Genomic DNA, 21542 nt, shown 5'->3' with positions numbered 1-21542 from the left:
TCGTTATACGGCTCTTGTTGCCCTGGTCACCAGACTGCGGGAACGGTGTTGACCCAGGCCCAGTGGGCGAAGAACCGGGGCCTCGTGGTGACGGCTCGGGTCCAGGCTTCCTGCGCTCGCTTGCGTCCTCGCAACCGTTTGTGCTTCTTGCGGAGCCAGCGCATCAGATAGGCGTTGATACGCGTCAGGAGGGGATACAACGCTGAGCGGTAGAAGGCACCGTAGTACTGCATCCAGCCTCGCACCCGGGGATTGACCCAGGCTGCAAGGTCCGCTTCAGAGATCTGAGTGTGCCGATGCAGCCGCCATGACCGCACCTGACGGCTGATCTTCTTCAAGGCGTCGCTGCTGATCGCCGGGTTGAACCCGGTGAACCGTTTGCCGGTCCTGGGGCGTACTTCCCGGCCCCGGAACGTGTACCCCAGGAACGTGAACCCGGTGTGCTCGTAGCTGCCACGCCGGTTGCTGTCCTTGCAGTACACGATCCTGGTCTTATCCGGATGCAGCTCCAGGCCGACCTCACCCATCCGCTCCTGCAGTGCCGCCAGCACCTGGTGTGCCTGAGCCTGGCTGACGCAGTGCACTACCGCGTCATCCACATACCGTTCGAAGGCGACATCGGGGAACTCCCGCGCCATCCACTGGTCGAACGCGTAGTGCAGGAACAGATTCGCGAGCACGGGCGAGACCGCAGAGCCCTGCGGGGTTCCCCGGTCCCTGGCCTGCAACGAACCGTCGGGCAGCATCAGCGGCGCTTGCAGCCACCGCCGGACATACAGAACCACCCACGGCAGGTCGGTGTTCGCCTCGACCGCTTTGACCACCAGGTCCCACGGCACGCTGTCGAAGAACTTCCGGATGTCCAGATCGATCACCCAGTCCGTCTTCCAGCACCGTGAGCGGCAGGCAGCTACTGCGTCGAGCGCGGAGCGCCCCGGCCGGTAGCCATAGGAATCCGGATGGAAGACCGGTTCGACCTTCCGTTCCAGTTCCATGGCCACGACCGTCTGCGCGATCCGATCGGCCACGGCCGGCACACCAAGGATCCTCGTACCGCCACCATGAGCCTTCTCGATCTCCACCGCACGCACCGGCGGCGGGAAGTACGACCCCGAGGACATCCGATTCCAGATCTTGTACAGGTTATTCTTCAGATCCGTTTCGAACTGCGCGATCGTCTGCCCGTCCACTCCGGGCGCACCCTTGTTCGCCTTGACTTTCTCCCACGCCTCCCAGACTGCCCGCTTCGAAATCTGAAACGGCTTGTCTGCTGCTTTCAGCTCGCCCACGCGACTCCTCCCGGACAACATCCGGTTGATCGGACAGACCAGCCACGGACAACCCGGCCCCTTCGCTCCAGCCCCGTTACAGGACCTTCATTGCTACTACGAACCGGTCCGCCAGCGTGCCCGGCGACGGTACTCAATCCCTCACGGTGTCGCCGCTTGGGACACTCCCTCTCCCCTGCTCGCACGAGCAGGGCGTATCCGGGCACGCCTTCTCCTGTTCCACACGGAAGCCGCAGACCAGGCTCACGTCGTCTACATGCCGGACACCACCTGGCCAGAAAGCGGAACACCCGCCAGGCTTGTCCCGGGATCCGTTTGACACCCCGGTTTCGATGTCGTCTGTATCTGTTTCGACACGTCAGCAACGATTCACTCGCGTTCGTCTTCCTGGTCCCTACCTGACACCTCACGGCGCCTTTTCCTCATCGCTCACCACGACGGTCTTCAGCCAACGCAGCATGAGGCGGTTTGGAGCCTCCCACCGCCGGGCGACTCCGAAGGGCCAACATCCTTCATCTTCCGTGCAGCATCGCTTCGGAAACTCGACCTACCGACCTCCTCCACGTTCAGGACACACCAAACGACAGATGTACGGCAGAGCCAACCTCGACCTACTCCGCAAACGCGTCCTGCTGGCCTGACAGGGTCCACCCCCATCACGAAATTTGGGCCAGATCCAGTTTTCAGGCGGAGCCGACAAACGCGCCGATGCATCACGCTCGTACCTACGACGACCTGGAACGACTTCCAGGGGGTCGATACCGGCTTCGGTAGGTGCCCTGTCGCACGCCTTACTTTCGGTAGATCTGGGCGCCTGATCATGTTCGCGGATTTGCGCAGGCGAGAACAGAATCAGGTCCTCGTCCTGGCTGAGGACTTTAGCCGGCGATGCGGCCCTCTGGGGTGTCAACCACGAAGCATGCGGATTGCAGGATCTCCAGGAGTGCGGCACGGACCCGCCGGATCGCGGTGTCGTCCACGTCGAGGTGCAGGCGGCAGTCGCGCGGGAAGCCGAGGGCTGCGGCGGTCTGTGCGCCCAGTTCGAGGGACAGGTCGTGGTTGATGAGGGCCCAAGCGCCTGGTCCGTTCGCGACCGATCCGGCGCTGTTGATCACCTCGTCCGCCCAGCTGTCGTAGCGCAGCCGGATTAGCATGACGTGGACGCCTGCGGCGCCAAGGATCAGCGTGAGTTCGTCGTCGGTCTGCCGCACGTCGACCCGGTCGACGCGGAGCGGTGTGCTGTCCACGCGGCGACCATACGACGGCGCACACACCTCGGCACGTCCGGACGTCCTTGTACTTCGTGGCGCAACCGACGGCTACCTACAGTGATGTCGTAGCAGTTGCCGTGCGCCTTGTCAGCGGCAGAAGAGTGCGCTGGCTCCCAGGTGTCGGCGAGCGGCGTGAGCACGCCTACAGTAATCGTTGGTCCGGCGGGGAGGGTACGGATGATCGAGTGGCTTGACGATGTCTGGTCCCGGACACGCGCCGTGCAGATCGTCGAAGGTGGTGAGGACGGCGGTCCTCTTCCCAGCCGTGCGGTTCTCGCTGAGCTGCCGGGCGCTGCGTCGGTCGACGCGGCACGTGTGTTGACCACAACAGGTCGCTTCACCGGTGACATTTGTCGTTGTCCCGGTGGGCCGACGATTGTACTCCGCAGTACAGCTGGCGAGGTGCTCGCCAGCGCTGGTCTTCACGGCCACGGCTCGGTCAGTTGGGAGCGGTCGCGGTTCCGTAACGACCTCGTCGTGGCGGATCCTGCGGCGCTCCACCTGTTCCTGGCCGGGCACGGTGTACCGAATCAGCTGACCTCATTCCTGGCACCGTTGGCCGACCTGCTGAACCTGCACGAGGGACGCCCGCAGTTCCGGCCCGCCGGGGAAGCGGGCAAGCGGTACTTGACCGAGCGTGGCGTTCCCGATGTGCTGCATCCTGTGTTGGTCGCCGTCACCGGTCAGCAATCCGGCGAGCTGTCCGATGAGCAAGTCGACGACGTCCGTCGACGGCTCACCGCCGTCACACCCTCACCCATCGACAGAGCGGCGATCCTGCTCTCTTGGCTTGGCCGGCTCCCCATCCCCGCCGAGGCCCTCTGGGGCGAAGGTGTCCTGGTACGGCAGCTACTGGCCGAACTCGCGCTGCCCGATGTCGCGACCGCGACCGCCGACACCCGCACCGGACACGTGGCAATGGGAGTGGTCAACCTGGCCATGCACTTTGGCGACGATGACACACTGGCCAGGGCCATCGGCCCGACGCTGCGTCAACTGTTCCCACCAGCACCCGCGGTTAGCAGCCGTCGCACGTCTGGTTGGCGAACCGCTCGTTGACACAGGTCGCCTACCTGTCATCGCGCACCCTTGTCTGCGCGACCGAGTGTTCGGGAAAACCACGCCTCGTGGAGCTAGCGTGCGCCCCGTCGGCGGCAGTTGCGTGCAGGTGATCACGGCTGGGGCGATGTCGCGCGGAATGGCGGGACCAAGTCAGCGCCCGGCCAGTCGGTGCCGGTGAGAGTCGCGGTTAAGCGCCCGTCGGTAAGAGCTACGCCGACATCCATACCAGTTGCTGCCGGCTCAGCGAAGGCAACGGGTGTCGTTTCCGCGAGGAGAAAGACGAAGTGTAGAACGAACGGCGACCAAGGCTCGTGAGGGCAGCCGTCAGCGTCGAGTTGAAGGTTTGCGTGCCACGCCGCTTGGCAAAGCACTGAGATGAAGAGACCCAGGAAATCCGCCCCAGCCAGCTCGTCGGCCCTATCAATCAGCACTGCTAGGTTCCTCGTGTCGGCACCGTGGCCGTGCCAGTCGCGTAAGCAATCCACGAGTGCGTCCCAGTTGTGGCCGAAGTAGCCGGGGAACGACAGCTCACGAGCGAAGGTGGCGAACAGCGATGCCGGCTCTCGTAGCTGCCGGCCATCCAGCCGTACCACGCTTCCACCCTGCTTCTGCAGCTTGACCACTTCAGCGCTCACCCACGGGTCGTCCGCGCGTGTGACGACAACCCATGGCGACTGGTGCTCGGTAAGGGTGAGAGCGCTTATCGCCGTGATCCTCTCAGGCGCGCGGACGCACGAGGCGTGAGGACCACGCATGGCGCATGACGCGCGACTCGCGGCATGACCGCGCATCTGATCTAGCCCGTCGTTTCGGTGGGTGTTTATGGCGGAGCGGGCGTGCGGGAGTTCGAATGGTGGATTTGGCTGTCATGGCAACCGGATCCGTCATTCGATCATGCCGCCGAGTACGGGTTGGTATCGCATGTGCCGCCGCTTCGGGCAGGCTGGGGTTGAGAATGGTGGGGTGAGTGAGGAGCAACGGGGTGTGGTGCTCTACGGGTACGGGGTTGACGCCGTCGCGGAGGCGTTGCGGGAGCTTGATCCGCGGTACGTACTGGTCGATCGCGTAGCGCCGGAGTCAGGGCAGGTGCCGGTGCTGCGTTGCCCACACGGAGCGGAGGCCGACGCCGCGTGGGAGGCGGCACGCGGGTTCGCCTGGTTGGTGGTTGAGCTATACCGGCCCGAGGTTGATGTCGAGCGCGCCCGTGACCCTCTGCTATTGCTGAACGCCTCCAAGGTCGACCCTGGAATGGCCGCGCGGGCGATTGACCAGCCTGACCTCGAGATCTGGTACGAGGTCATCAATCCCATTCGCTCCACCACGGTGGACGGCGGGCCGGCAGCGGATGACTACAGCAACGTCGCGATCATCGTGCCGGACGGACATCGGATGGTGGCGCACGCGGTCAGGGCCGGAGGGGCAGTGCCGGAGTGCCTGCCAGGCGGTGCGGAACAGGTGTTGCCGTCGCATGACCTGTGGGCGCTGGCGCGGTTGGGAAAGACCGAGGTGTGCCGGGCCTGCACGGCCCGACACGGGTGACGAGGACGTCCGCGGACGAAGCGACGATCCCGACCAAGGCCGACCACCCCGCGGACCGGCACAAGCTGGTGTCGAGGCGGATCCGCTCATTGGCACGTCCGGACGGCGGCGACCGGCGTTGGTGTCACGTTGGGTGACGAGCGCTTTGCGGCAGAAGAGGATGCGCGCCGAGTACAGTGCGCGGGTGATCCCGGACTGCCCTGAATGCGGTGGAGCAGGTGTGCCCCTGCTGTTCGGTCTGCCTGTTCCGGAAGCGGTCGACGCCGCCATGAATGGAAGTCTGGCGCTCGGCGGTTGCTTTCTTCCCGATTCGACACCGCACTGGCAGTGTCCTCAGCAGCATCGATGGAGCGACGCTAACGAGGCCGTCTGGGATGAACAGCTCCGGGCTGTGCTCTCAGCTTATGGATACAACGAGTCAGAGGAGCAGCTCAGCTGATCGGGCTGCCGGAGTGCGCGACATCCGGCAAGGACCCAGCAGTGGACACCGGCCGGGCCGTCAATCTGACGCTACGTCACATCGTGCGGCAAACCGGATGGTTGCTTGAGATTCAGCCATGGTGCGCTCAGCGGCTCCTGGAGTCGCTTGTGGTCGTCGCACCTTGTCTGCGGATCGAGGTCGCGGCACCCCATCGACTGAGGTACAGATCCCGTAGACCCGGGCGTAGCTCGTCCAGCCGTTGACGCGGCCCTGGTTGTTGCTGATCTGCACCCGGCCGGTATCGGTGCTGACGGAGGAAACTAGGTGTAGGTAGGTCGTTCCCGCGACCCGTACCAGGACGATGTCTCCGACTTCGACCTTGGTCGGGTCGACCGGAGCAACGGTTACCAGTTGACGGCTCCGGATCAGCGGGACCATGGAGGAACCGCTCGGGCGGAACTCGACCACGCGTCCTTCAGCAACTCGTGCGGCGTGCGCGTCCAGGGCTCCCATCGAGCAGAGCATCGCGCAAACGCCGGCCATGGCGCTACCGGATTGTTCCGGGCTGCCCGACCTGACAGGTAGATCGGGGCGCACCGTGCTCGGGCGGGTATGGCTGGCTGCGCGGGGCGGCCTGCCCACGTGGAAGGCGACCTCCGCCGCAGGGGCAACGCACTCTCCTAGGCATGAGCGCGCAGTTCCACGTGTTGCGCCAGCGGTCCCGGCGGTCACGCGTTGTTACGCGATGCCCGGCAGCACCAGCTTGCGGTGGGCGTCTACGTCCTCGTCTTCGCCGCCGCAGGCGTTGACGGCATGAGCATCTACGTCATCGTCTTCCTCATCCTCCTCGCCGTCTGGATCGCGGCCGGCCGCTTCTTCGCCACCCGCCCCCTGATCGCGAAGGCACTCAGCCGTTGGAGACACATCCTGCTCCCCGTCGTCCTGATCGGGATCGGCCTGCTCATCCTCATCGAGGGCGGCGCCTTCAGCCTCTAACCGGCACGGCGACGCCGGAATGGACTCGATTTCCCGCTTTCAGAATTAAGATGGCCGCCGCCACCTCGGTCCGCTGTTGCGGGTCGGTCGGGGCGAGCGGCGGTTTGCGGGCGCAGACGGGTAAGCACGAGCATGTCGATCGGCCAGCCGCGTGCGCCGTCGAGGAGCGTCAGGCCCTGCCACCCGTCCGAGACCTCGCGCGCCCGGGCTCGGGCAGCCGTCCTCGAACGCCACCAGGCCGAGCGGCGCCCTGCGCGCCGAGCGAATCGCCCGGTTAACCCGGTGGCTGGACGCGGCCGCTGCCGCTTAGGGTGCGCGGGTGAACGAAGCCGGATTCCCGAGTCGCCTGTTCGACCGTATCGACGAGCTAGAACGGCTCCGGCATCCCGATGCCGGTTCCCTCGCGGTGCACGCAGGGTCGATTCTGGCAGTCGCCGATGCTGCGGCCGCACCCTTCACGGTCAGCCATTATGCTGCCCGGCATCTCGACTTCGCCATCGACCATCTGACGGCGATCCGGGCGCTGATCGTCAAGGCAGACATGCTGCCGACGTACGCGGCGTTCACCCTGCTGCGTGCGGCGGTGGAGAACCTCGGCTCCGCCATGTGGCTCATATCCGGCAAGGACGCGACCGAGCGTGTATTGAGGGCGTTGCAGACGCAGTATAGGGACGCGATGGATTTCCAGAAGGCCGACGCCTTGCTGGAGCCGCACTTCCCCGAACTCACACGCAGTGACGGTATTGGCGGGCGCTTGGACCAGGTGCGGGCGGTTGCCGGCCGAAACAACTTGTCGATGGTCAAAGTGAAGAAGAAGGACCCGTGGAACCAGATCGTGCGGTCGCTCGGCTTCGACGACAAGACCGCGGACATGGCCGAAAACCTATGGAAGAGTTGCAGCGCGTGCGCGCACGGCGACGAATGGGCATACACCTTGATGGACTTTGAGGAACTACCTGGCTCCACCGCCGGGATCGTGCGGTTGAAGATTGCGCCACCGCCTGCCATGCTGGCCAGCATGCTGTCCCTAACGCTGACCATGGCAGAACACGTTCTCGATCTTTACGACAGCCTTCGGCTACCGTCGCTGGGCCGCTGACATCGTCTTCGCCACGCCAGCGATGTAGCACCGCAATGCTTCGTCGGCCAAGGGGCGAAACTCCGGGCTCCACACCTTATGGATAAGGGCATTGAGGCCCGCCACCGGTTCCTCCAGAAGTTGGCGCTTCGTGGGTCCTACGTCTTCGGGTCTCAGAAAGAGCCCTGGCATCAGGGCTGAAGTTGCAACGCTCACCTCATCCGGGGTGCCGTGTGCATCCCCGGTCTAGTACTGCAACGGCACTTCGAGGGTGACGTTCTGGTTGTTCGGGCGTTGGATGGGTGTGATCTACGTTGATGTCGTGTCGTGGCAGGTTGAGCTTGATGAGCTGTTGAATCAGGTGGGTCCACGTTTCGGCAGGTCAGAGCCGCGTCAACGGGCTCGCCGGTACGTTGATGGGCTTGTCGTCGGCCTGGAACGCAAGAATGGTTGGACCCTGGCCGAACATGCCGGGGAGATCAGCCCGGATGGGATGCAACGCCTGTTGCGCCGTGCGGACTGGGACGTCGACGGTGTGCGTGACGACATCCGCGACTACGTGGTCGAGCGGTTGGGGCATACCGGTGCGGTGCTGGTCGCCGACGACACCGGGTTCATCAAGAAGGGCGACAGGTCCGCCGGGGTGCAGCGGCAGTACACCGGTACCAGCGGCAAGAAGGACAACTGCCAGGTCGGTACGTTCCTGGCCTATGTGGCTCCGACCGGGCACGCTCTGATCGACCGGCACCTGTACCTGCCGGAGTCGTGGACCACCGACCGGGACCGGTGCCGTGCCGCCGGTGTGCCCGACGAGGTCGAGTTGCAAACCAAACCACGTGTCGCGATCGACATGCTGCAACGCGCGATCGACGCGGGAGTGCCGTTCGCCTGGTTCACCGCCGACGAGGCGTTCGGGCAGGCCAAGTACCTACGGGTGTGGCTGGAAGAGCGGGATGTGTTCCATGTGGTGGCCACCCGCTGCAACGACGACGTGTCAGCCCGAGGGATCGGCCACGGCCGGGTCGACGCCATCATCGCCCGCCTGCTGGCCAGGGCCTGGCGACGCCTGTCCTGCGGTGACGGCGCACACGGCCCCCGCGTCTACGACTGGGCGAGGGTCCCGATCCGACCGTGGTGGGCACCCGGACGTGGACACTGGCTCCTCGCCCGACGCAGCCTCAGCGACCCGACCGAGATCGCCTACTACATCTGCTACGCGCCCAGGCGGACCACTCTGGCCACCCTGGTCTGGGTCGCCGGTCGCCGGTGGCCGGTCGAGGAGTGTTTCAAACAGGCCAAGCAGGAGACCGGGCTGGATGACTACCAGGTGCGCAACTGGCGAGGCTGGTACGCCCACATCACCTTGTCGATGCTGGCCCTGGCCTGGCTGGTGGCCATCCGCGCGCTTGAGCAAAAGGGGGCAAATCCTCCGGTGGTGAGCAGCTCATCCCCATCACCGTTCCCGAAGCCCGCAAGCTGATCATCAAACTGCTTCAGGCCCGCCACCCAAGCAACGACCACATCATCGCCTGGTCACGGCTAAGCCGCCGGCAATGGCAAGCCCAACAATCCCATTACCGGCGACGACAACACCCATAAGTGCCGTTGCAGTATTAAGCCGGTAAGAGAGCCGCCACCACAAAAGAGCGTTGGCAGCAGGTCCATGACCTGCTCGACAAGGGTGTCGGACTGCTGGAGTGCACACGCCGCCTCAACCTCGGGCTGAACACCGTCAAACGCTACGCGCGTATCCGTGAACCCGAGCGTCTGGTCCGCGCACCGCAGTACCGCCCCACCCTCGTCGATTCCTACCGCGACCACCTCCGCCGACGCCGTGAGCAGGACCCAGCGGTCCCCGTGTCCCGTCTGCTCGCCGAGATCAAACAACTGGGCTACACCGGCAGCATGAACCTGCTCTACCGCTACATCACCCAGGGCCGTGTCGAAGCCGACCAGCCAGCCGCCTCGCCCGCTACCTCCTGACCAGGCCTGACCAGCTCAAAGACCACCAGCGGGAACTCCTCGACGCCCTCACCGCCGCCTGCCCGGAAATGACCGCCCTGGCCGGCTTCGTGCGTTCCTTCGCCCCCTGCTCACCCCCGCCGACGGCAACGCTGAACTCCTGACCGCCTGGATCGATGACGTAAAGGCCGCTGACCTGCCCCACCTGCACACGTTCACCTGCGGCCTCGGCCTGGACCGCGACGCCGTCAACGCCGCCGTGACCCACACCTACCACAACGGCGGCACGGAAGGAGTCAACACCAAAACCAAACTGATGTCGAGTAGCCGGGGGCGTCTCAGCCCCCGGCTCTCACAGAACCGTACGTAACGATCTCTCGTTATACGGCTCTTGTTGCCCTGGTCACCAGACTGCGGGAACGGTGTTGACCCAGGCCCAGTGGGCGAAGAACCGGGGCCTCGTGGTGACGGCTCGGGTCCAGGCTTCCTGCGCTCGCTTGCGTCCTCGCAACCGTTTGTGCTTCTTGCGGAGCCAGCGCATCAGATAGGCGTTGATACGCGTCAGGAGGGGATACAACGCTGAGCGGTAGAAGGCACCGTAGTACTGCATCCAGCCTCGCACCCGGGGATTGACCCAGGCTGCAAGGTCCGCTTCAGAGATCTGAGTGTGCCGATGCAGCCGCCATGACCGCACCTGACGGCTGATCTTCTTCAAGGCGTCGCTGCTGATCGCCGGGTTGAACCCGGTGAACCGTTTGCCGGTCCTGGGGCGTACTTCCCGGCCCCGGAACGTGTACCCCAGGAACGTGAACCCGGTGTGCTCGTAGCTGCCACGCCGGTTGCTGTCCTTGCAGTACACGATCCTGGTCTTATCCGGATGCAGCTCCAGGCCGACCTCACCCATCCGCTCCTGCAGTGCCGCCAGCACCTGGTGTGCCTGAGCCTGGCTGACGCAGTGCACTACCGCGTCATCCACATACCGTTCGAAGGCGACATCGGGGAACTCCCGCGCCATCCACTGGTCGAACGCGTAGTGCAGGAACAGATTCGCGAGCACGGGCGAGACCGCAGAGCCCTGCGGGGTTCCCCGGTCCCTGGCCTGCAACGAACCGTCGGGCAGCATCAGCGGCGCTTGCAGCCACCGCCGGACATACAGAACCACCCACGGCAGGTCGGTGTTCGCCTCGACCGCTTTGACCACCAGGTCCCACGGCACGCTGTCGAAGAACTTCCGGATGTCCAGATCGATCACCCAGTCCGTCTTCCAGCACCGTGAGCGGCAGGCAGCTACTGCGTCGAGCGCGGAGCGCCCCGGCCGGTAGCCATAGGAATCCGGATGGAAGACCGGTTCGACCTTCCGTTCCAGTTCCATGGCCACGACCGTCTGCGCGATCCGATCGGCCACGGCCGGCACACCAAGGATCCTCGTACCGCCACCATGAGCCTTCTCGATCTCCACCGCACGCACCGGCGGCGGGAAGTACGACCCCGAGGACATCCGATTCCAGATCTTGTACAGGTTATTCTTCAGATCCGTTTCGAACTGCGCGATCGTCTGCCCGTCCACTCCGGGCGCACCCTTGTTCGCCTTGACTTTCTCCCACGCCTCCCAGACTGCCCGCTTCGAAATCTGAAACGGCTTGTCTGCTGCTTTCAGCTCGCCCACGCGACTCCTCCCGGACAACATCCGGTTGATCGGACAGACCAGCCACGGACAACCCGGCCCCTTCGCTCCAGCCCCGTTACAGGACCTTCATTGCTACTACGAACCGGTCCGCCAGCGTGCCCGGCGACGGTACTCAATCCCTCACGGTGTCGCCGCTTGGGACACTCCCTCTCCCCTGCTCGCACGAGCAGGGCGTATCCGGGCACGCCTTCTCCTGTTCCACACGGAAGCCGCAGACCAGGCTCACGTCGTCTACATGCCGGACACCACCTGGCCAGAAAGCGGAACACCCGCCAGGCTTGTCCCGGGATCCGTTTGACACCCCGGTTTCGATGTCGTCTGTATCTGTTTCGACACGTCAGCAACGATTCACTCGCGTTCGTCTTCCTGGTCCCTACCTGACACCTCACGGCGCCTTTTCCTCATCGCTCACCACGACGGTCTTCAGCCAACGCAGCATGAGGCGGTTTGGAGCCTCCCACCGCCGGGCGACTCCGAAGGGCCAACATCCTTCATCTTCCGTGCAGCATCGCTTCGGAAACTCGACCTACCGACCTCCTCCACGTTCAGGACACACCAAGCGGCAGATGTACGGACGCGCCGGCTTTCCCCTCCTACGACACCGCATCCTGCTCGGCTAACCACCACCCTCCGTCACCACCGAATGTGAGACAGCCCCGAGACAGCCCCACAGAGCCCAGGGCAGTGTAGGTAGATGCCCGATGGTCGGCCTGCAATACCGAGTGATCTCGAACCGGGAAGCGTTACTGATTCGTACGTGGGGTAGTCAAAACAGCGCGTCACTCGATGGTGTACTAGCGATAGTTCCGGGGCGCGCGGTGCCTTGGCCAGGCTGGGCACCTCGTGCGGAGTGAGTGCCCAGCCGTGTGTCCTTTTGTTTCTGAGGGCTTCAGAACTCAAAGTCGAACGCTAGTTGAATATCGCCTTCGGGTTCGGGTTGATTATCGATGTTGTCGCTGTCGTCTTCGAGGGTGTCGTCGGCGGGTAGCGCGTATTGGTTGGTGAGTCGTGCGACGTGCATGATCAGGGGTCTGCTGAGGGCTGCCCGGTAGTCGTCAAAGCAGTGGCGTTGCTGGTGCAGAAACCCGGCCCAGTTTGCAGGGTCTTCACCCTCGGGGTGAGCGGCGACGGCGAACTCGAGTAGTTCGGCGTTCCAGGCGTTTTTAGAAGGGTCGAGATAGTTCCTCGCGCCTTCTAGCTTTCCGTCGTCGGGAGAACGGTCCTCTGAGGGATCTGGAGCATCGCCCTTTGCCGGGTTCTCCTTGTAATGAGGTGTAAGTTTGGCTAAGTCGATGACGGTGGAGCTGTGGGTAGCCGGCTTGTCGACCGTGCTGTAGTAGACGCGCGTCTGCTTGGTGTTTCCGGTTCCGTCGTCGTGTCGCCACAGCCCGTCGGAGATGCCGACGTTGTCGCCCTCGAAGGCCCATGACTCGGGGGTTTCGAGGCGATCGTTGCCGCAGATCCGTACCAGCCTCATCTTCTTGCCGAAGAGGCTGATTTTCTGGGGTCGCAATTCGCCGAGCTGGAGGTGTTCGGGCAGCATATGGGCGTTCTGTACCGCGGTGAGCCGATACCGGATGTTGTGGGCTTCAGTCACGATAAGGGTCTGCGTGTTCCGGAACCGGGTTAGGGTGCTTCGGATGAAGGCAGCGAGCCGCTCCTTCTGTTCGTCTTCCTTGGCGGGGCTGGCGTGGTAGTTCGTGCCGGCCAGGGTCTTGAGCAGGGTCGGGTAGGGCACCCAGTCGGCCATGCCTTCGGCTTTGCCCATGATGTGCTTTTGGCCGGGCCGGATCAGGATGGCTATCGGGATGAAGATCTGGTGAGTGTTGGTGTCGTCGTTGCGTCTTTTGACGACCCAGAATGCGAGCTGCTCGAGGTCGTCGGGGATGGCGCTCTTGAGGCGATGTTGCGGGACGAAACGGATGCCGAGCTGACGTAGGCAGTCGTCCCAGGCGGCTTCGGCCCGGTGCTGGTTGCTGGCCTCTTCCTTGTCGAGGTCCTTGCCGGGAAACTCGTCGGGGCGGATGAACTGGTTGACCATGCCGGCGTCGGCGCAGCCCATGCGGATCGCAAACTTCGGGTCGGTGGTTCGTGCGGTGAAGGCTTTCGCGCCGTCGAGCTCGATGAGGGCGAGTTGCAGGGTGTCACCGACTTCTTCGGCCAGATCTGTCATGGCGGAAGCGACCAGCTTTCGGTGTGCGGCGACGGCTTCGTCGTGCTTCCGGCCACGCCGGGGAACGGAGCCCTCGCCGAGCGCTGCGCCGAGCCTGCCGAGGGGACGGGCGTAGATCGTGAGGGTGAGGTCTCCAACCTTCCATGTCCAGGTGTCGTTGCTGGCGGGTTGCTGATGGGGCAGATCGAGTAGTCGTTCGACGGTAGCGAGCAGGCGGTCGCGCATTCCCTTGCCGTCTCCCTGGTAGAGCAAGGCGACGGAGAGCCGGCCGTCCACTGCGGCGGCCAGTTGCTGGCGTCGGATGAGCGCGTTCGCCTTCGAGATTTCAGCGTTTGCGGCGTGGGCGGCTTCCTGCCTTTCGACGAGCTGGATACGCTCGGCGTCGGTCTGGTCCTTCTTGTCCTTGGGGATGCTTTCGAGCTTGCTGAGGCTTCGGCTCGCCTTGCCGCCGATGAGCACGCGGGCCAGGGGCTGGTCGAGGTCGAAGTCGGGCTGCAGACACTGGCCGATCCAGTGGATGAGGCGGCTGCGTTCGGCTGGCATAATACCGGTGCCGACCTGATGGTCGGGGCCGCGCATGGTGGTGTGGTAGGTGACGGCCGCAGTGACGCCATCCCGGCCGAAGATCCAGGCGTCCGACTTGCCGGCGAGTTGCTCGGCTGCCGGGAGATTTTCCAAGGCGCCGATCCGGTTGAGGATCTGTTCGGTGCCGCCGTTGCGCCAGCCCATCTCCCGGGTGTCTCGGTCCCAGATCAGGTGGGCGACCGCGAACTTCTGCGATGCCGGTGCATCGGTGACGAACGGGCTGGTCGACTGCAGGAGGGTGGAGGCTCCCCAGCGGCCCTTGGTGTGTAGCTCGCCGCTGGTCCAACGCCGGATGCCGGTGTCGACGTGCAGCCGCAGGGTGGGGTCGAACGCCTTTGTACGCAGCGCGATTTTGATCGTGGCGCTGTAGTACCAGGTCCGGGTGTTGCTGCCTTTGCCGGTGTGGTGTTCCAGCGGCGGCCAGGAGACGAGTTCGGCGTAGCCGTTGGCGGGGTTGGCCGCGACCTGCCGGAATCGTACGAATTTGCTGCCGTGCTGGTAGGACTCGCCGGCGATTTTAGCTGCGGCGTAGTCCGGCAGCAGGCTGAACAGGTGAGGCTGCGGGACGGCGGTGTTGCCATCGGAGAGTTCGTGGGCGAGAAGGTCGACGGTCTTCTGCGTCCATTGCAGGGAGCCCGAGTCGAGCTTCCTGATTGTCGGCATCACGAGCGCTTTGCCGTCGTCGGTGGTGGGAAGGTCATAAAGCCAGGCATTGATAAAGGTCCGCATGATCGCCGGCGGGAACGGCTTTGCTGCGAACAGCCAGGGGTTGCCTTGATCGAGGGTTGCCCAGGTAGCGGTGGAGACCAGATCGGGGGCGACGGTGCGCATCAGTGCGTTGAGGCGCCCGATCGGCACCTGCTGGGCGCGTGCGCGTGATTCCTCGCGCCAACCGGCGGTGCGCAGGTCGAGGATGGGGCGGCGCCAGGAGGCGGGGAAGGTAAGTGTGTGCAGCCGAATTTCGAGTTTGCGGCTTGCTACGAAGGCTGCGGTCTGGGTGTGGTCGTAGCGCATCGAGGGCCTTTCTGGACCGGTCCGTGCGGGGAAAGATCAGTTCATGTCGCGCAGGGCGCGGTAGAGCGGGTCGTAGAGGGCTTGAACCAGCGATCGGTCGATCGCCGTTTGTGCCGACTCGGAGTCGAAGTAGGGAGCGAGTTCGTGCAGCATGCTGGCGAGCAGGCTGGTCGCTGGGGTGTCGTCTCCGGTGAAGCCGGCCTCGCGGGGTGAGAAGGCTCCGTCGACGAAGTAGACGCGGGCGGCGACGCCGCCGCGCACGAGTCGTCCGATGACCTGCCAGATGACCACAAGTTGGTCCCAGGTGAAGGCCGACTTTTCGTCGGGAGGCAGGCTGGTCCAGGACAGGCGGCGGGTGAGGAAGCGGTGCCATTTGCGGGCGGCTTCGGCCCGGAAGCGCAGTCCGGCGTCGTCCGGGCTGCCGGCGGCCAGAGCGGTCTGGGTGAAGCGGCGGCCTGGGCCTCGGACTTGGCGGACCGCCCAGTCGTTGATCGCCTGGGTGGCCAGGGTGATGTCGTCGGGGCGGTGATGCGGGCGGGCGAGGAAGTACACGCTGCCGATGGCGGCTTTACCGCCGGGAACCACGATGTTGTGCCCGCGCTCGACTGACAGCAGCGGCGCGATCAGCAGCTGCCCGCCGATGTCGGGAAACTTGGTCAGCTCGCCGCGGCGAAGGTGCAGCTGGCGGGTGTCGGCGGGCAGGTTGCTCCAGGAGTGGTCAAGGTCGGTGTCGTCGGATACCAGGACCGTGACGTTGCCGGTCCATTCCGGCAGGTTGTTGAGGTAGTGCCCGGCACGGTGTGCCTCGGCGTAGCTGCCGACCAGCAGCAGGATTCTGCGGCGTTGTGGGTCGTCGATGTCGTCCAGTTCCTGCTGCAGCAGCGAGGTTGCGCCGGTCAGGCTGCGGTCAGGAACGGCCAGTTGGTGCAGCATCTGCTCGAGCTGGGCGGGACGCTTCCGGGGGTCGGTGCCGGATAGTCTCAGGGCGGTGGTGACGCCGGGTGGGTAGAGGAAGAGCTTGCGGAAGGTGCTCTTCTTGATGGCGGCGACCTCGTGTTCGTGGGGCCGCAGCACGGCGTCGACCTGGGCGTGCAGGTGGTAGCGGCTGGAGGTGCCGGCCCAGCTGGTGGCCGACATCAGCAGCACGTGCGGGCCGGGGCGGTTGTCCACGGCAGGGATGTTGGTGAGCTCCAGCAGCAGCTCGCGGCCGACGCCGTTGCAGCGAAAGAACCGCAGCTCACCGCTTTGGTCACCGTCCTCGTTGCGGTCGCCGGCCTGGAACTGAAAGCCCAACACGTTACCCATGGGGGATTCGGGGACCACCGGCATGTAGTCCTTAGGCGGCCGGCGTGACAGCACGTTGGAGGTCGAGTCCAGGTTGAGGGCAGCTTCGACGCGAGGCCACAGAATGGTCATGCGGTCAAGACGATCGTGCAGGACCGCCAGGACGAGGGTGAATTCGAAGCGGTGCAGGTTGGCGTCAAGGTCACCGGCGACGGAGGCGTTGTTCGGGACCAGCTGGCGCAGCAATTTTTTGAGCCGCTCACGGCTGAACTCGCGAACGAATACCCCGCGGGGCGCGTGCAGCAACTCGGTCGCCATCGCCACGAGCGCGTTGACCAGGTCCGTGGTCGTATCCTCGGGACCACGCCCGCGCAACGGGGTCAGCGGCGAGTCACGGAAACTGCCGAGAACGGTGTCGACCCGCTGGAGCTCGGCCCGCTGGGAAGCAAGCTTGTCCTCGTCGGGGGCTACAGCATTCTCGTCATCGTCGCGGTTGCGCAGCTCGGGAAACCACTCATTAATCAGCCACTGGTGCAAGGTCATCGCGCTGAAGTAGTCCTGCGTGATCCATCGCCGCAGTGGTTCGTCGTTGATCAGCATGGAGTAGATCCGGTCGGTAGCCGTGATGACCGTGTTCAGCGCGTTGTTCCAATCATCGGTCTCGTCACTCGACAACTGCAGCCGACCCTGCGCGGCCAACTCGGTGAGCTTGTGCTTGCCGACCTCGTCGAGCCACGACTCCGCACCACGGGCCACCAGCGTCGCCGCCGGCGCGAACGCGGTGTCGAGCTGCATCTGTACCCGGTCGGCCTCGTCGACGATGATGAGATCGCTGCGGCGGCAGGCCAGCTCCAGGTAGCGCATGTTCTCGTCGTTGAGATGGTCGGGCACACGGCTGTGCACCAGCGATGCCGGCGTGGCGACCCAGATCTGCGCGTCGACCAGGTCGCGGGCTGCACTGTGCCGCGGGCACGCTGTCCACAACGGGCATCCGTGACGTTTCGGCCTGGCTGGCTTACGGCGGCGCCGAAAACCCGTGCTGGCGGGGTCGGGATCGTCGTGCTCGGTCTCGGCCTTCTCGACATCGTCAGCGTTGTACAAGCCGGTGCATGGCGCGGCGGTGATTGCCAGCGCCCGGCGTGCCTCGAACCCCCGTAAGGCGTCGAGCGGGCAGGCGCTCGACAGGTGCGCGAAGCCAGGGTTGTCATGATCCAGCATGGTGCGTGTGACAGACTCGCTGCGCCGGTGCAACCGCTGAATGTTGCGTTCGAGGGTGGACTTTCCCAGGATCGGCGCGGCGTGCACACCGAGGCGGCGGAACTGCTCGGTGATGGTCAGCACTTCGGCGACGTCACCGACGACGATCGTGGTCCGGCGTCGGTCGGCCGGGTGCTCGCGAGTGGCGAGTTGGAAGGCAAGAATGTCGCGAATCGTGGACTTGCCGGCACCGACCATGCCGACCAGGTTCATTAGCCTGTCAATGCGTAGCCGGGGATGGGTCTGGAACGCCCCTGCGGCTTCGTCGCGCAGTAGTAACTCGACCCGCCGTAGACGCTTCTTCCAATCGTTGGACTTGCCCGGCATGCGGTTCTCCGCTAGATCCGCAGCGTTGGCGGCGACCTCCAGGGCGTCCATAGCATCAGCTGCGGCTTCCAGTTCGGTCATGGTGACGATGATCGGTTCGCCTTTTCCTGCCGGCACCGCCCCGATGTCATGCCCGATCCAGGGCTTGAGGCCGATCAGCTCGACGGGGATGTTCACGGAGTGGCGCTGGTCGCGGACGTAGAACAGCTGGTCTCCGGCACCGGCGATGGACAGCTCACGCTGCTCCAGAGGAGGCGGCTGGGTCAACAACCGTTCGTAGACCTCCCTGCGGTCGTACGCGCGCGTGGGCTCGAGCGCTTTGGGCAGATCGTCGATGGTCGCGAATGTGTAGCCGCGCAGCGTGATATCGACGTCGAGATACATGTGCAGCGAGTTGTGCCAGGTGTAGCGGCGGCTGCGGTCCCACAGGAAATGCCGGGCCCGCCGGATCATCAGCCGCGCTTCGCTGGTGCGTACGTCACCGAACGCTTCCTCATATGGGTAGCCGCTGAGCAGCGTCCAGACGTCGCGCACCGGCCGGGTCGGCATGACCCGCGTGCCGAGGTAGATCGCCAGCTCGACGTCGAGCAGGTCACCGATGCCGAACCCGGCAGGTGCCTTCCACGCGCCACGGAAGTCGCCGGCAAGGTCGCCGTGCCAGCCACTGCGATCACGCATCGTCGCCTCCCGCAGTGCCGTTCTTACGCAGCCGGGTCAAGGTGGTTGTCAGCATGCGGAGAAACGCCTTGTCGCTGAGCAGGGTCACTTGCTCCTTGACCTCCGGCGGGCAGAAGTGCTCGAAGACGATCTTGTAGTCCTCGCGGTCGTCGAACCGGTACTGCGGCACCACCAGGAAGGCCCGGTTGTACGGCGGCTCCGGCCGGAACCGGGTGGTGCTGTGCCCGAGCAGGGCCGGGTTAGCGCGGTCTTTCACGTCGACGGCCCAAACCTGCCGGTTCGGTAGCGTGATCCTCAGGTCGTAGGCGTCGCAGCCCGGCCACATCTCGGGGACGAGGCCCTTGCCGATGAGCTTCTGTTCGAGCTCGACCTCGGCCAGCCCTGGGCCAGTGATGAACATGCGCAGCGGCGCTCGCAGTAAGTACAGCCCGCCGGTCGAGCGATCGTCGATGAACTCTTTCGGGGTGGCGTGAGCTTCCCGGCGGCAGCGGTCCAGCTCGCACCGCCAGGACCGCCCATCGGGTTTGAGTAGGCAGTGGCAGCGTGCGCACGTAGCGAAGCGTCCGTCGGTGCCTCGGTAGGCGGCCGGGGCCGGCTCGTAGCACCGGTTCACCGTTTCCAAAACGGTGCCCAGCTCGGGATGCTCACCGATCAGCGTCGCCTTGTCGATACCGGTCAGGACCGGCTTGTCGACCAAAAGGTACCGGAACGCGGTGTAGGACTGCGGCGATCGTGCCGCCTCGCACTGTGCGAAGACCGTACGGATGATCTCGTTTTCGAAGAGCTCGGCTGCGGCATCGGGAGCTGAGACCTCCCACTCGTAGCATCGCTGGGTGGGAACCCCGGTCTGTGCGTCGACCAGGAACTCGTCCAGGTTCTCGGCTTCCGCCGGCAGGTCAAACGGCCATTGTCCGATCGGCCTGGTCGCCGCCCACTGCGCCATGTCTGCGACGCTGGCCGGCGGCTCCATCTCGCGCAGCAGGCACTGCAGGACCAGGTGGTTGTAGGCCTTCTGCACCTTGTCCGAGTAGATCGGGTCCGGGGCCCTGTCGTGACGCGACAGGTCGACCAGAGCGGTCGCGACCATGCGCAGCAGCGTCACCCCGGTAAAAGTGGACAGATCAAGCGGGCTGTTCACGGTCAGCACCACGAGCGGTCTCCTGAAAGGACGGCGGCGGGTCCGTTTCCGCCGCGCTGGGACACCACCTACTTACCGGACAGGTACGACAGTTATCCCCAGGCGCCGCGGCGAAGGTGTTGTCCTCGCGCCACGGCTGCGCCATTTTCCGCAGGACTGCGTACGCCTTATCGAGCTCCTGCGGATCTGACGGGTCGACCATGATGAGATCCGCTCCGCCCGGCCGGAGAATCTCCAGCTCCACTCGGGAACTGTCGACGGGTCCGCCGAGCAGGCCTCGCCCGAGGATGGCCGTCGCGAGTGCGACCTGCGGGAACTCTGTGACGACATCCTCGCCACCACGCTGGCGGCGCCGGGTGGTCTTGGTTTCGCGCCACACCCAGGCGCCGTCGTCGCGGTAGACGAGGTCGGGTTTGGCGATCACCAGCGCCTGGGCAGCGGTGTCATGAAAGACGAAGGTCTTTTCGATCCTGAGGTCTGAGGTGTTCTCTTGGAGGGGACACACGGACGGGTGATACGTGAGCATCCGCATGCCGACCTCGGCTGCATCAGCGTCGAGCTCCCACTGCGGGTCAGGCCAGCTGGTATCAGCTGGCATGTCCGCGTGCTGGCACGGTCCGCTTGCTTCCGCGTGCAACGTCTCCAAATAGCGATGGACTGCCTGGCCGATCCGGGCCGGAGTGGCGTACTCGTTGATCTTCGGCAGATGCAACGTCTGCAGGTGATGTTGGGCAGGGCAATTGTCGTAATAGCGTAGGTCGCTGATCGACACCTGGCGTAGCTTCGCTCGCCGGTACGACCGCAGTCCCAGTAGTCCCGGCGCTCGCGTCACCTCGTCGCAGGCCAGGACGAGGCGGCATTTGAGACAATCGCCGCCGGGGCGGCGCGTCTGACCATGAACGACCTGAATCGCTGCGCGTCGTCCATCCTTCTCGTAAAGAGCGGCGGCATCCTCGATGGCTCCGTCGAACAAGACTCTTCTCAAGCCTTCGGTGAGATCGACGTCGGCGACCACTACGCGAGACACCTCTTCGCGTGCCCGGACAAGAAACTTCTTTTCCCATTCATCCGGCCACGGCGCGGGACGGCCATATGCGGCCGTATAGGCCGCGACCGCCACCTCAGCCTCGCTGCGCTGTCGCTCTAGCATGTTCGCGAGGCGAATCAGCCGTAGTTCACGCACCGCACCATCGGCCGAGCGGTAGCGCCGACCCCAAGCCCATAGCTCGCGTACACCTTGTTCGACATGCTGGACCACCCACCAGCGGGCGACCGGCAGCATCGATGGTTCTGCCTCACAAACCGACAGGTAGCTGCGTGTGGCATGCTTGATGAAGGCTGCGAGACCTTCGTGAAGCGGCTGCTTCGCCAGCACCGAGTTCAGCGCCTCGTCAACCGGCCGGCGGTCGAACTCCACAGCGTCCAATGCGTCCATGAACAGCCGGACCGGCACCGGCGGCTTATCCCGACGCGGCCAGGCGGCGGGCTTAAGCCCTGGCCTCGACTTCACCGCAAGGTGCATCGCGCACCTATGGTCGCCCCCAGCCAAGACGCTCAATGCCACACGGATGGGCGACGTGCTGCCGACGAGTTCAGGCGGCGCGGTCCAGGTTCCTGCAGGCGGTGCGTCCTCGGGTGCTCTTTGACCGGGAACGAGGGGAAGGGGGTCGCGTTGTTCCAGGGGTAACGGCTTCCTGTCTGACATCGTGCTCCCATGACGAGGGTGTCCGCACAGCACCTTGAAACTTGATCGCAAGACGTGACTTATTGATAACGGCGCG

At 64.8% G+C, this 21542-nt stretch carries 14 protein-coding genes and 1 pseudogene; 7 read left to right on the top strand and 8 right to left on the bottom strand.

All coding sequences use genetic code 11. The features are described 5' to 3' along the window. Positions 1–26 precede the first annotated feature (26 nt). Both ltrA (ACFQ4H_RS09875) and ACFQ4H_RS09870 read right to left on the bottom strand, forming a co-directional pair. Positions 27–1289 carry a group II intron reverse transcriptase/maturase gene (ltrA, locus tag ACFQ4H_RS09875; protein ID WP_377569423.1) on the bottom strand — a complete coding sequence of 421 codons (1263 nt, stop codon included), beginning with the start codon at positions 1287–1289 and terminating at the stop codon, positions 27–29. Between the two features lie 878 nt (positions 1290–2167). Further along, positions 2168–2536, bottom strand: coding sequence for a hypothetical protein (locus ACFQ4H_RS09870; protein ID WP_377569433.1), 369 nt, complete (start codon positions 2534–2536; stop codon positions 2168–2170). Positions 2537–2962: 426 nt separating this feature from the next. Here ACFQ4H_RS09870 and ACFQ4H_RS09865 point away from each other — a divergent pair, with 426 nt between their 5' ends. Next, on the top strand, positions 2963–3619 hold the full coding sequence (locus ACFQ4H_RS09865; RefSeq protein WP_377569431.1) for a hypothetical protein: 657 nt from the start codon (positions 2963–2965) through the stop codon (positions 3617–3619). Positions 3620–3732: 113 nt separating this feature from the next. Here the strand turns inward: ACFQ4H_RS09865 and ACFQ4H_RS09860 are convergent, their stop codons facing one another. Then, complete coding sequence (locus ACFQ4H_RS09860) at positions 3733–4257, bottom strand: barstar family protein (RefSeq protein ID WP_377569430.1); 525 nt, start codon at positions 4255–4257, stop codon at positions 3733–3735. Positions 4258–4585: 328 nt separating this feature from the next. On the opposite strand from ACFQ4H_RS09860, the gene ACFQ4H_RS09855 reads away from it, so the two are divergent. The 6 genes and pseudogenes from ACFQ4H_RS09855 to ACFQ4H_RS09830 form a co-directional block, all read left to right on the top strand. Further along, a complete protein-coding gene (locus ACFQ4H_RS09855; RefSeq protein WP_377569428.1) occupies positions 4586–5161 on the top strand; it encodes a hypothetical protein in 576 nt (191 codons plus the stop codon). Positions 5162–5321: 160 nt separating this feature from the next. Continuing rightward, on the top strand, positions 5322–5600 hold the full coding sequence (locus tag ACFQ4H_RS09850; RefSeq protein WP_377569427.1) for a hypothetical protein: 279 nt from the start codon (positions 5322–5324) through the stop codon (positions 5598–5600). Between the two features lie 717 nt (positions 5601–6317). Then, positions 6318–6578: a cadmium resistance transporter gene (locus tag ACFQ4H_RS09845; RefSeq protein WP_377569425.1), complete on the top strand. Its 261-nt coding sequence runs from the start codon at positions 6318–6320 to the stop codon at positions 6576–6578. Positions 6579–6897: 319 nt separating this feature from the next. Beyond that, positions 6898–7677: a hypothetical protein gene (locus ACFQ4H_RS09840; protein ID WP_377569424.1), complete on the top strand. Its 780-nt coding sequence runs from the start codon at positions 6898–6900 to the stop codon at positions 7675–7677. Positions 7678–7963: 286 nt separating this feature from the next. After that, positions 7964–9136 (top strand): IS701 family transposase, encoded by a 1173-nt coding sequence (locus ACFQ4H_RS09835; protein WP_377569487.1) that lies wholly within the window; start codon positions 7964–7966, stop codon positions 9134–9136. A 140-nt stretch (positions 9137–9276) separates the two neighbouring features. Next, positions 9277–9988, top strand: a pseudogene (locus tag ACFQ4H_RS09830) (transposase); the annotation flags it as partial. A gap of 33 nt (positions 9989–10021) precedes the next feature. Here ACFQ4H_RS09830 and ltrA (ACFQ4H_RS09825) read toward each other — a convergent pair. From ltrA (ACFQ4H_RS09825) to ACFQ4H_RS09805, 5 genes are all read right to left on the bottom strand, one after another. Next, a complete protein-coding gene (gene ltrA, locus ACFQ4H_RS09825; RefSeq protein WP_377569423.1) occupies positions 10022–11284 on the bottom strand; it encodes a group II intron reverse transcriptase/maturase in 1263 nt (420 codons plus the stop codon). A gap of 910 nt (positions 11285–12194) precedes the next feature. Continuing rightward, positions 12195–15077, bottom strand: coding sequence for a pPIWI_RE module domain-containing protein (locus ACFQ4H_RS09820; RefSeq protein ID WP_377569421.1), 2883 nt, complete (start codon positions 15075–15077; stop codon positions 12195–12197). A 36-nt stretch (positions 15078–15113) separates the two neighbouring features. Next, entirely contained in the window at positions 15114–18623 is a 3510-nt protein-coding gene (locus ACFQ4H_RS09815; RefSeq protein ID WP_377569419.1) for a pPIWI_RE_Z domain-containing protein, read from the bottom strand. Beyond that, positions 18616–19761 carry a pPIWI_RE_Y domain-containing protein gene (locus tag ACFQ4H_RS09810; RefSeq protein ID WP_377569417.1) on the bottom strand — a complete coding sequence of 382 codons (1146 nt, stop codon included), beginning with the start codon at positions 19759–19761 and terminating at the stop codon, positions 18616–18618. Before ACFQ4H_RS09810 ends, ACFQ4H_RS09815 begins: the two co-directional genes overlap by 8 nt. Further along, a complete protein-coding gene (locus ACFQ4H_RS09805) occupies positions 19745–21283 on the bottom strand; it encodes a PD-(D/E)XK nuclease family protein (protein WP_377569415.1) in 1539 nt (512 codons plus the stop codon). Before ACFQ4H_RS09805 ends, ACFQ4H_RS09810 begins: the two co-directional genes overlap by 17 nt. Positions 21284–21542: the final 259 nt, after the last annotated feature.

It is taken from the genome of Micromonospora sonneratiae, assembly GCF_042679305.1.
GTDB lineage: Bacteria > Actinomycetota > Actinomycetes > Mycobacteriales > Micromonosporaceae > Micromonospora_H > Micromonospora_H sonneratiae.
Note: the sequence above shows the minus strand (reverse complement) of the source record. Positions and strands in the feature narration are given on the sequence as shown.

What these genes read in the sequence shown, in the direction of transcription:
- ACFQ4H_RS09850 (WP_377569427.1), top strand. Translation starts at nt 5,322, where the DNA reads ATGCGCGCCGAGTACAGTGCGCGGGTGATCCCGGACTGCCCTGAATGC.
- ACFQ4H_RS09820 (WP_377569421.1), bottom strand. Translation starts at nt 15,077, where the DNA reads ATGCGCTACGACCACACCCAGACCGCAGCCTTCGTAGCAAGCCGCAAA.
- ACFQ4H_RS09815 (WP_377569419.1), bottom strand. Translation starts at nt 18,623, where the DNA reads ATGCGTGATCGCAGTGGCTGGCACGGCGACCTTGCCGGCGACTTCCGT.
- ACFQ4H_RS09805 (WP_377569415.1), bottom strand. Translation starts at nt 21,283, where the DNA reads ATGCACCTTGCGGTGAAGTCGAGGCCAGGGCTTAAGCCCGCCGCCTGG.